At 71.1% G+C, this 12,576-nt stretch carries 1 protein-coding gene; it reads left to right on the top strand.

What is annotated here, in order from left to right; translation table 11 throughout:
* Positions 1-13 precede the first annotated feature (13 nt).
* The coding region (locus ACN469_RS27040; RefSeq protein WP_498772225.1) for a non-ribosomal peptide synthetase at positions 14-12,576 on the top strand (12,563 nt) is incomplete at its 3' end.

Raw genomic sequence — 12,576 nt, 5'->3', positions numbered from 1 at the left:
GCACCCAGTGCCCATGACCGCCGAATCCTTCGTCTTCCCCGTCTCGTTCGCTCAGCAGCGGCTGTGGTTCCTCCACCTCCTCCAGCCGGAGAACCCCAGCTACAACATCGCCGGAGCGGTGAGGCTCAGCGGGAAGCTCGACATCGAGGCGCTTCAGCGCGCCTTCGATGCGCTGGTGGAGCGGCACGAATCGCTGCGCACCACGTTCGCGCAGGAGGAGGGCTCCCCTGTCCAGGTCATCGCGCCGGAGGGTCGAGCGCCCATCGTACTCGTGGACCTGTGTGACGGCCCGGAGGCGGAGCGCGAGGAACGGGCCCGGCGGCTCGCTACCGAGGAGTGCCAGCGGCCGTTCGACCTGATGCGCGGCCCGCTGCTGCGATTGCGCCTCTTCCGACTCGCGCCCACCGAGCACCTCCTGGTGATGACGCTGCACCACATCATCTCGGATGGCGGCTCGCTCGGCATCCTCATCCACGAGATGTCGAGCCTCTACGCGGCGTTCCGCGCGGGCCACGAGCCGGCCCTGGAGCCCCTTCCCCTCCAGTACGCGGACTACACCCAGTGGCAGCGCGACTGGCTGGCGACGCCCGGGACGCTGGACGCCCACCTCGCGTACTGGAAGCGGCAGCTCGCGGGCGCGAGCGTGCTTCAGCTCCCCACCGACCGGCCCCGGCCCGCGCTCCAGACGCAGCGGGGCGCGGCGCTGCCCCTCCATCTGCCCCCGCCCCTCGTCGAGACACTGCGGGCCCTGGGTCAGCGGGAGCGCGCCACCCTCTTCATGACGCTGCTGGCCGCCTGGCAGGGCCTGCTGTCGCGCTACACGCACCAGACGGACATCGTCGTGGGCGCCCCGCAGAACAACCGCTCCCAGGTCCAGACGGAGGGGTTGATCGGCTTCTTCGTCAACACGCTGGTGTTGCGCACGGACCTGTCCGGCAACCCCACCTTCCGCGAGCTGTTGGCCCGCGTGCGCGAGGTGCTGCTGGAGGCGCACGCCCACCAGGACCTGCCCTTCGAGCAGCTGATGGAGCAGGTCCAACCCGAGCGAAACCTCGCGTACACGCCGCTGTTCCAGTCGGCGCTCAACCTCCAGGTGGCACCCCCGCGCGAGCTGACGCTCCCTGGGCTCGTCTTGAAGACCGTCGAGCTGGAGACCGGCACCTCCAAGTTCGACATCACCCTGGACCTGCAGGAAGGCCCCGACGGGCTGCGCGGCGTCCTCGAGTACAATAGCGACCTGTTCGACCGCGCGACGATGGAGCGCCTGCGCGGCCACCTCCTGTCGCTGCTCACGAGCGTCACGGGCAACCCGGACCTCCGGCTGGACGACTGGCCGCTGCTGACAGCGCCCGAGCGCCACCAACTCCTGGAGACGTGGCCGGCCCTGAAGTCCTTCGCCCGCGAGGGGAGCCTGCACCAGCGCTTCGAGGCACAGGCACGACGCCGGCCCGACGCCATCGCGGTGGTCAGCGAAGGCGAGCGCATCACCTACGCGGAGCTGGACCGCCGCGCCAACCAGCTCGCCCACGCACTGCGCGCGCGCGGCGTCACGCAAGAATCGCTGGTGGGCCTGTGCGTGGAGCGCTCCGCCTCCACCGTGGTCGGCATCCTCGGGATTCTCAAGGCGGGCGCCGCGTACGTACCGCTCGACCCCACGTACCCCGCGGACCGCCTGGCGTACATGGTGACGGACAGCCGGATGCCCGTGGCCATCACCCAGCGTCACCTCGTGGAGCGACTGCCGGCCGACACTGTGTCGCTGCTCGTCCTGGAGGACGCCGCCGAGCACCTCGCGAACCAGCCCACCACTTCGCCCGGGGTTCCCGTCTCGGAGGACGGCCTCGCGTATGTCATCTACACCTCCGGCTCCACGGGGCGACCCAAGGGCTCGCTGCTCCCGCACGGGAACGTGCTGCGCCTCTTCGAGGCGACGAAGGGCTGGTTCCACTTCGACGAGCACGACGTCTGGACGCTGTTCCACTCCTACGCGTTCGACTTCTCCGTCTGGGAGTTGTGGGGCGCGCTGCTGTACGGCGGCCGACTGGTGGTGGTGCCCTTCCTCACGTCGCGCTCGCCCGACGCCTTCTTCCAGCTGTTGCATGACGAGCGCGTCACGGTGCTGAACCAGACGCCCGCGGCCTTCCGCCAGCTCAGCCAGGCCGAGGAGCGCCTGGAGTCGAAGGCACCGCCGCTCTCGCTTCGCTACGTCATCTTCGGCGGCGAAGCGCTGGAGCCCGCGAGCCTCATGCCCTGGTTTCAGCGGCACGGGGACGCGCGGCCCCAGCTCATCAACATGTACGGCATCACCGAGACGACCGTCCACGTCACCTACCGGCCAATGACGGCGGCGGAGGCCGCGCGCACGCAGCAGAGCCCCATCGGACTCGCCATCCCCGACCTCCAGCTCTACGTGCTGGACTCGCGGATGGAGCCGGTGCCCATCGGCGTCACGGGCGAAATCCACGTCGGCGGCGCGGGGCTCGCGCGCGGCTACCTGGGCCAGCCCGGCCTCACCGCGTCGCGCTTCGTGCCCCATCCGTTCAGCCACGTCCCAGGGGCCCGGCTCTATCGAACTGGAGACCTGGCGCGCTTCACGCCGGACGGTCAGCTCGAATACCTGGGCCGCATCGACGACCAGGTGAAGATTCGCGGCTTCCGCATCGAGCTGGGCGAAATCCAGGTCGTCCTCAGCCTGCACCCCGCCGTGCGCGAGGCGCTCGTCCTGGTGCGCGAGGAGCCCCCAGGAACCCGCTCGCTGGTGGCCTACCTCGCCACCGGCGACCAGCCCCCGCCGAGCGTCGCCGAGCTGCGCCAGTTCCTGTTGGCCCGCCTGCCGGACTACATGGTGCCCGGCGCCTTTGTCCTGCTGGAGCGCTTCCCCCTCACCGCCAACGGGAAGGTGGACCGCAAGGCGCTGCCCACGCCCTCGAAGGAGCGCGCGGAGCCGGCGCGGTACGTCGCGCCTCGCGATGCCTCGGAGACCGCCCTGTGCGCCATCTGGGAGGAAGTGCTGGACACGCGGCGCGTGGGCATCCACGACAACTTCTTCGCGCTGGGGGGTGACTCCATCCTCAGCATCCGCGTGCTGACGCTCGCCCGGCGCCAGGGTCTGGACTTCACCCTCCAGCAGCTCTTCCAACACCAGACAGTGGCCGCGCTGCTCGAGGCGGCCGGGGCGACGAAAGAGCAGCCCGCGCGAGAGGTGTTCCCTCGCACCGAGCCCTTCAGCCTCATCTCCGAGGAGGACCTCGCGAAGCTTCCGCCGGGCATCGAGGACGCATACCCGCTCGCCCGCATCCAGGCCGGAATGCTGTACCACATGCAGCTCGCGCCGGACTCGAACATCTACCACAACACGGACAGCTTCCATCTGCGGCTGCAGACGCCCGTGGACACGGCGCTGTTCGAGGAGGCGGTGCGCGTCATCGTCGCGCGCCACCCCGTGCTGCGCACGTCGTTCGACATGACGACGTTCAGCGAGCCGCTGCAGCTCGTCCACCGTGAGGCGAAGCTCTCCCTGGAGGTCGTGGACGTTCGGCACCTGTCCGACGCGGAGCAGGAGGCCACCATCCGGCAGCTCCTGGAGGACGAGAAGCGCCGCCACTTCGACCTGGCGGTGCCGCCGCTGCTGCGCTTCATCATCCACCTGCGCGGCGACCAGTCCTTCCAGTTCACTCTCACCGAGTGTCACGCCATCATCGACGGCTGGAGCCTCCACTCCACGCTGGTGGAGATCTTCAACCACCACCACGCCCTGGTGAATGCGCAGCAGCCTCCCCCCGAGCAGCCCACCACGCTGACGTACCGGGACTTCGTGGCCATGGAGCGCCAGGTGCTCGCGTCGGAGCCCCATCAGCGCTTCTGGCGGGACTCGCTGACGGACGGCGCGGTGATGAAGCTGCCGCGCTGGCGGCGCCCGCTCGCCTCCGGCACTCCGAGCATCGCCACCGTCAAGGTGCCCCTCTCGCGAGAGCTTCATGACGGACTGCTCGCGCTCACCCGCGCCGAGGGCGTGCCCTTCAAGAGCGTGCTCGTCGCCGCCCACCTCAAGGTGATGGGCCTGCTGAGCGGTCAGGACGACGTCATCACCGGCATGGGCGTCAACAGTCGCCCCGAGGAAGGCGACGGCTCCCGGCTGCGCGCCATCTTCCTCAACACCGTGCCCTTCCGTCTCCGGCTGGCCCCGGGGAGCTGGACGTCGCTGGTCCGCGGCGCGTTCGACGCCGAGCGCGCGCTGTATCCCTTCCGCCGCTACCCCATGGCGGACATCCAGCGGCAGTGGGGCCGCGAGCCCCTCTACGAAGTCATGTTCAACTACATGCACTTCCACGTCCTGCACGAGCTGGCGGGCACGCTCTCCCAGGTGGAAGCGCTGGGCATCATCCGCTCCGAGGGGACGAACGCCACCCTCGCGGTCCACTTCCAGACCGAGCCCCACACCCAGGAGCTGACGCTCGAGCTGGACTACAACGCCGTCGACCTGGAGCACGCGCAGGTAGAGCAGGTCGGCGCCGCCTTCCAGCGCGTGCTGAGCGCGCTGGCCTTCCACGCGGACCAGCCTCACCACACCACCTGCGCGCTGCCCCCCGAGGAGCAGCGGCGGTTGCTCGTGGACTGGAACGCCACCGCCACCCCCTTCCCCTCCGAGGCGACATTCAGGTCGCTCTTCGAGGCGCGTGTAGCGGCCTCTCCGGACGCCGTGGCCGCGGTGGACGGCGCGCGGTCGCTCACCTACGCGGCGCTGGACGCGCGGGCGAATCAGCTCGCGTGGCACCTGCGCTCGCTGGGCATGGGAGCCGAGCGACTGGTGGCGCTCCACATGGACCGCTCGCTGGAGTTGCTCATCGGCCTCTTGGGAGCCACCAAGGCGGGCGCGGCCTGGCTGCCGTTGGACCCGGCCTACCCGTCGGAGCGGCTGGGCTTCATGTTGTCGGACTCGCGCGCGGACGTGCTGCTCACCACGAGCGCCTTCGCGCCAGGGCTCGTCGACGTGGGCGCCCGCACCGTCCTCCTGGACGGGCCTTTGGACGTGCTCGCGGGCACACCCACGCACGCGCCGCCGCCGACCGACGGCGGTGACTCGCTGGCGTATGTCATCTACACCTCCGGCTCCACGGGCCTGCCCAAGGGCACGCTGGTGACACAGCGAGGACTGGTCCACTACCTCGACTGGGCACGGCGCGAGTACCAGGTGGTGGAGGGCCAGAGCGCTCCGGTCCACACGTCCATCGCCTTCGACGCCACCCTCACCAGCCTCCTCACGCCCCTGTGCGCGGGCGGGACGGTCCACCTGCTGCCCTCGGGTCAGGAGCTGGAGGCGCTGGCGTCCTCGCTGCGCGCGCATCGGCACGGGCTCGTCAAGCTCACGCCCGCTCACCTCCAGGTGCTGTCCAACCTCCTGCCGGAGCCCGAGCTGGCCGCGCTCCAGGGCACCTTCGTCGTCGGCGGCGAAGCACTCCCCGCGGCGACGGTGGAGCTGTGGCGGCGACAGGCGCCCCGGGTCCGGTTGGTCAACGAGTACGGTCCCACGGAGACGGTGGTCGGCTGCTCCATCCACGACGTGAGCAAGACGGGCGTGGTGGACGGCATCGTCCCGATTGGCCGCCCCATCGCCAACACGGAGCTGTACGTCCTGGACGCGCGGCTCCACCCTGTGCCCGTCGGCGTCACGGGCGAGCTGTACATCGGCGGCGTGGGCGTGGCGCGCGGCTACCTGGGACGCGCGGGCCTCACCGCCGAGCGCTTCGTGCCCGACCCCTTCAGCGGACGCGCGGGCGCGCGGCTGTATCGCCCGGGAGACCTCGCGCGCTACCTGCCGGATGGCGCCCTGGAGTTCCTCGGCCGCCGCGACGGGCAGGTGAAGGTGCGCGGCCACCGCATCGAGCTGGGAGAAATCGAAGCCACGCTGCGCCAGCACCCCGCCGTGGGTGACGCGGTGGTCCTGGTGCGCGAGGACGAGCCCGGAGACCAGCGCCTCGCCGCCTACGTGGTACCTCATCCTGGGAAGGCGACGGAGCCGGGCGACCTGCGCGCCTTCCTCCAGCGGCGACTCCCCGGCTACATGGTGCCCGCCAGCTTCGTGACGCTGGAGTCCCTGCCGCTCACTCCGAACGGCAAGGTGGACCGCAAAGCCCTGGCCGCGCCACCGTCCGGCGCGGGCGGCGACACCCGAGTCGCCAGGAACGGCACCGAGGAGCTGGTCGCCAGCATCTGGGCCTCGGTGCTGCGCACGGAGCGGTTCGGACTCCACGACGCCTTCTTCGACTTGGGCGGCCACTCGCTGCTCGCCACGCAGGTGGTATCGCGCGTGCGCGAGGCCTTCGGGGTGGAGCTGCCCATCGCCACCCTCTTCGAAGCCCCCACCGTGGCCGGCCTGGCGGAGCGCATCCAGGCGCTGCGCGCGCGGGACACGGGCGAGCCGCCTCCGCCCCCGCTCCTGTCCCTCCCGCACGAGGGACCTCGGCCCCTGTCCTTCGCGCAGCAGCGGCTGTGGTTCCTCTACCGCATGGAGCCGCGGAGCCCCGTCTACAACATGCCGGCCGTGCTCCGGTTGTCCGGCGCGCTCGACGTGGAGGTGGCGCGCCGCTGCCTGGACGCGCTGCGCGAGCGCCACGAGAGCCTGCGCACGACGTTCCTGATGGACGGACAGACGCCGGCACAGGTCGTCCGCGCCGCCGAGCCGCAGCCCCTGGACGTCATCGACCTGACGGCGCTGCCTCCCGAGCACCGCGAGGCCCAGGCCCGGCACCTGGTGGACGAGGAGGCCCGGCGCCCCTTCGACCTGGAGCACGGCCCTGGCTTCCGCTGCGCCTTGCTGCGGCTGGGTGAGCACGAGCACCTGCTCCTGCTGACGCTGCACCACATCATCGCCGACGGCTGGTCGCTCTCCGTGCTCGTGCGCGAGGTGGCGACGCTCTATTCGTCCTTCAGCGCGCAACGTCCCTCGCCGCTCCCCGCGCTGCCGGTGCAGTACGCGGACTACGCGCGCTGGCAGCGGGAGTGGCTGTCCGGCCCCGCGCTGGAGCGGCAGTTGGACTACTGGAAGGAACGGCTCGCGGGCGCACCGCCCTTCCTGGAACTGCCCACGGACCACCCTCGCCCGCCCGTGCAGGGCTTCCGAGGCTCCACGCACCAGGGTCCGCTCCTCGCGCCTGACGAGGCCGAGGCACTGCGGGTGCTCTGCCGTCGCGAGGGTGTCACGCCCTTCATGGCTGTCATGGCCGCCTTCCAGGCACTGCTGCACCGCTACACGGGCGCGACGGATGTCGTGGTCGGCACGGACATCGCCAATCGCAACCACCTGGGCACCGAGGGGTTGATTGGCTTCTTCATCAACCAGCTCGTCATGCGAGGGGACCTCTCGGGCGACCCGACGTTCCGCGCGCTGCTCCGCCAGACGCGGCGCACGGCGCTGGACGCCTACGCTCACCAGGACCTGCCCTTCGAGGAGCTCGTCAAGGCGGTCAATCCCGAGCGCAGCGTGAGCCACTCGCCGCTCTTCCAGGTGAAGCTCATCCTCCAGAACGTGCCGGACACGGACCTGGAGCTGCCCGGCCTCGTGCTAAAGGAGGAGATCAGCACCACGAGCACCGCCCGGTTCGACATGACCTGGGTCGTCACCGAGACAGCGCGCGGGCTGGAGTGCCTGTGCGAGTACAGCACCGACCTGTACGAGCAGGACACCGTCTCGCGGATGCGCGAGCACCTGCGCGAGATGCTGGTGGGCGCCGTGGCGAAGCCGGAGGAGCGCGTCTCGCGCCTTCCGCTGCTGTCCGAGCCAGAGCGTCAGCGCCTGTTGGTGGAGTGGAACGACACGGCGACCCCGCTGCCCGACGTCCGCATCGCCCACCGCCTCTTCGAGGCCCAGGTGGCGCGCACCCCGGACGCCATCGCCGTCAGCTTCGAGGGACGGGAGCTGAGCTACCGGGAGCTGGACGCCCGCGCCAACCAGCTCGCATGGCACCTGCGCGCGTTGGGCGTGGGGCCCGAGGTGCGCGTGGGCCTGTGCCTGGAGCGCTCGCCGGAAGTGGTGGTCGGCATGCTCGGCATCCTCAAGGCCGGCGGCGCGTGGTTGCCGTTGGACCCCTCCGCTCCCATGGCGCGGCTCGGGATGATGATGCGCGACGCGGGCGTTCCGGTCATCGTCACCCAGGAGCGTCTGGCGGACGAGCTTCCCATCCAGTCAGAGCTGCTGGTCTGCCTGGACGCGGACGCTGACGCCATCGCCCGGCAGCCGGTGGAGCCCCCCGCCGTGGCGCTGTCGCCGGAGAATCTCGCCTACGTCATCTACACCTCCGGCTCCACGGGCCGTCCCAAGGGCACGCTGCTGGCGCACCAGGGCCTGTGCAACACCGCCCTGTCGGCCATCCGCGCGCACCGCATCCGGCCGGACAGCCACGTGCTGCAGTTCGCGGCCATCGGCTTCGACGCCTCGGTGTGCGAGGTGTTCTCCACGCTGCTGGCGGGCGCGCGCCTGTGCCTCGCGCCACGTGACTCACTCATGCCCGGCGCGCCGCTCCAGGGACTGCTGGTGTCCCAGGCCATCACCGTGGCCACGCTGACGCCCTCGGTGCTGGCACAGTTGGACCCTGCGGGGCTGCCCGCGCTGGCGTCCGTCATCTCCGCGGGCGAGGCCTGCACGCCGGAGCTGGCGCGCCGGTGGGTGGAGGGCCGTCACTTCGTGAACGCCTATGGCCCCACGGAGGTGACGGTCTGCGCCTCCGCGCGAGAGCAGGTGGACGCGGAGCGGCCAGACATCGGCAAGGCCTGGCCCAACGTGCGGCTGTACGTGCTGGACGCGAGCGGACGGCCAGTGCCCACGGGAGTGCCGGGTGAGCTGTACATCGGCGGTGTGGGCGTGGCGCGTGGCTACCTGGGCCGGTCGGAGCTGACGGCCGAGCGCTTCCTGCCGGATGCGTTCAGCGGCACACCGGGTGCGCGCCTGTACCGCACGGGAGACCGCGTGCGCTGGCTCGCGGATGGCCACCTCGAGTTCCTCGGGCGCAACGACTTCCAGGTGAAGCTGCGGGGCTTCCGAATCGAACTGGGAGAAATCGAAGCCGCGCTGACGGAGCTGCCCGAGGTGCGCGAGGCCGCGGTCGCCCTGCTCGAGGATGCGTCAGGGCGCGGGCAGCTCGTGGCGTGGCTGGTCACCGTCGATGAAGACGAGACCCTGGACCCGGCGGCGCTCCGACGCGCGCTGGAGTCGCGGCTCCCGGACTACATGGTGCCCTCGGCCTTCATCGCGCTGAAGGCCCTGCCGCTGACGTCCAGCGGCAAGGTGGACCGCCGGGCGCTGGTGTCCGAGGCCCCTCGGCAGCGCAAGACCAAGGACGCCTACGTCGCGCCGCGCACGCCCGTGGAGCAGACGCTGGCGGCCATCTGGGCCGCCGTGCTGTCGCACGAGCGTGTGAGCACCCACGACAACTTCTTCGAGCTGGGCGGCGACTCCATCGTCAGCATCCAGGTCATCGCCCGGGCGCAAGAGGCCGGGCTGCGCATCACCCCGCGGCAGTTCTTCCAGCACCAGACCATCGCCGCGCTGGCGCCCCACGTGGGCGTGGCTGGAGCCTCTCGCGGCGAGCAGGGTGTGGTGACGGGCCCCGTGCCCCTCACGCCCATCCAGCGCTGGTTCTTCGAGTCGCGACTCCCCCAGCCGCACCACTACAACCAGTCCCTCCTGTTGGGCCTGCGCGAGCGTCCCAGCCGAGAGCTGCTGCGCGCTGCGCTGAGCGCGCTGGTGGCACACCACGACGCGCTGCGACTGCGCTTCGAGGAGACCCCGGACGGCTGGCGCCAGGAGAACACCGGCCTGGAGCACGGGGTGGAGCCGCGAGAGGTGGACCTGTCCGCCCTGGACGCGGAGGCCCAGCGGACAGCGCTGGAGCATGAGGCCCAGAAGGCGCAGTCGGGCTTTGACCTGGCACGCCCGCCGCTGGTGAGCGCCGTTCTCTTCGACCTGGGCCCGCGTGGCACCCGGCTGCTGCTGGCTGTCCATCACCTGGTGGTGGATGCCGTCTCGTGGCGCGTGCTGCTGCAGGACCTGGGGACGGCGTTCCAGCAACTCCGCCAGGGCGAGCCTGTGGCCCTGCCTCCGAAGACGACGTCGTTCCAGGAGTGGGCGCGTCGGCTGGAGGCCCACGCCCAGGGACCCGAGCTGCAGGAAGAGGCGGCGTTCTGGCTGCGCCGGAGCGCGGAGGTGCCACCGCTGCCCGTGGACCTCGCAGGTGGGGACAACACGCTCGCATCGGCGCGAACGGTGCGCACCGCGCTGGACGTCGAGGAGACGCGCGCCCTGCTCCAGGAGCTGCCGAAGGCGTGGCGCGCCCGCGTCGACGAGGTGCTGCTCACCGGACTGATGCGCGCGCTCGCCGGCTGGACGGGCCAGCACCTGCACAGCGTGCAGTGGGAAGGTCATGGCCGCGAAGAGCTCTTCGAGGACGTGGACCTCGGCCGCACCGTGGGCTGGTTCACCAGCATCTACCCGGTGACGGTGGAGCTGCCGCAAGACGGCACGCCGGGCGATGGGCTCCGCGCCGTGCGGGATGCGCTGCGGCGGGTCCCTCGCAAGGGCCTGGGCCACGGGATGCTGCGATACCTCGGGCGCGACGACGTGCGCGCGAAGCTCGCGGCAGTGCCCGAGCCTCAAGTCTCCTTCAACTACCTGGGACAGCTCGACTCAGCGCTGCCGCCCGACTCCCCGCTCGTTCCCGCCGATGAGTCCATGGGCGCCCAGCAGAGCGCGCTCGGGCATCGCCGGCAGGTGCTGGAGGTGAACGCGCACGTGCTGGAGGGCAAGCTGGAGGTGTCCCTCACCTACAGCGAGGCGCTGCATCAGCGCGCCACCGTGGAGACGCTGGCCCAGGGTTTCGGCCAGGCGCTGCGCGAGCTGGTGGCGAGGCGGGACACGGCGGACGCGAAGCGGCTGTCGCCCTCGGACTTCCCACTGGCGGACGTGACGCAGGCCACGCTGGACGGACTGCTGCGCGAGCACCCCAGGATGGAGGACCTCTACCCGCTGTCGCCCATGCAGCAGGGCATGCTCTTCCACGCGCGGCTGGAGCCTCGCGCGGGGGTGTACTTTGAACGGGCCGCGTGGACGCTCGATTCGGACCTGGACGTGGCGGCCCTGCGACTCGCGTGGCGGGAGGCGATGGAGCGCCACCCCATCCTGCGCACCAGCTTCGCGTGGGAGGGCCTGGAGGAGCCGCACCAGGTGGTCCACCGCGAGGCCGAGCTGCCCTGGGAGGAAGCGGACTGGCGCGCCCTGTCCGACGAGCAGCAACAGGCCCGGCAGGCCACGTGGATGAACGAGGACGAGGCGCGAGGCTTCGACCTCGTGCGAGCGCCCCTGATGCGAGTGGCGGTGGTACGCCTGCGTGAGCGGACCTGGCGCGTGGTGTGGAGCTTCCACCACCTGCTGTTGGATGGCTGGAGCGTGGGCCGCGTGCTGAACGAGGTGCTGGCGAGGTACGACGCGCGCCTGCGCCGCGAGCCCTCGCCCATGGAGGCGCCGCCGCTGTTCCGCGACTACATCGGCTGGCTGCGCGAGCGCGGCACGGCGAAGTCAGCGGCGTGGTGGCGACGGGAGCTGGACGGCTTCACCGAGCCGACGCCCGTCCCCTGTGAGCAGGGAGGTCGGGCCCGGAGCGCGACTCCGGTGATGGGGGCACGGAAGGTCCTGGTCCCCGCGGACGCGACGGAGCGGCTTCGCACCTTCTCCCGACGACATCAGGTCACGCTCGGCACGCTGGTCCAGGCCGCGTGGGCGCTGGTGCTGGGGCGCCATGCCGGAGCGGAGGACGTGCTCTTCGGTGTCACCGTGGCGGGGCGTCCACCGGAACTGGCGGGCGTCGAGCAGATGGTGGGCCTGTTCATCAACACCATCCCCGCGCGGGTGAGGCTGCCTTCCGGGCAGAGAGTGGTGGACTGGCTGAAGGAGCTCCAGGCCGCGCAGGTGGAGCGCTCGCCCCACGAGTCCGCGCCGCTCGTGCGAGTCCAGGGCTGGAGCCAGGTGCCTCGTGGCACCCCGCTCTTCGAGACCCTCCTCGTCTTCGAGAACTACCCGGTGGAGCAGTCGGTGATGCAGGGCGCGAGCGCGCTGGAGGTCCGCGACGTCACCGCCCAGGAGCGCACCCACTACCCGCTCACCCTGACAGCCCACGCCGACAAGGAGTTGCTGCTCCTCATCGACTTCGAGTCCCCCCGCCTCGACGAGCGGGCCGTGGAGCAGCTCCTGGAGCAGCTCGCCACCGCGCTGGTGGGGCTCTGCGCCGTCGAGGCACGGAACCTGGGTGAGGTGCCCATTCTCTCGGAGGCTGCGCGACACCGGCTGCTCGTCGAGTGGAACGACACCCACGTCCCCTTCGGCCTGGACGCCTGCGTGCACGAGCGCTTCGAAGCCCAGGCGCGCCAGACGCCCGATGCCATCGCCGTCAGCGCCCCCGGAGGCGCGGCGCTCACGTACGGACAACTGGAGGAACAGGCGAACCGACTGGCCCACCACCTCCGGGCCCGCGGCGTCGGCCCCGAGGTCCTCGTCGGCGTCTACCTGGAGCGCGCGCCGGAGCTGTACGT

Origin of the sequence: Corallococcus terminator (assembly GCF_049194865.1) — a bacterium.
Lineage (GTDB): Bacteria > Myxococcota > Myxococcia > Myxococcales > Myxococcaceae > Myxococcus > Myxococcus terminator_A.
The sequence above is the reverse complement of the archived record's forward strand: the minus strand, read 5'-3'. Positions and strand labels throughout refer to the sequence as shown.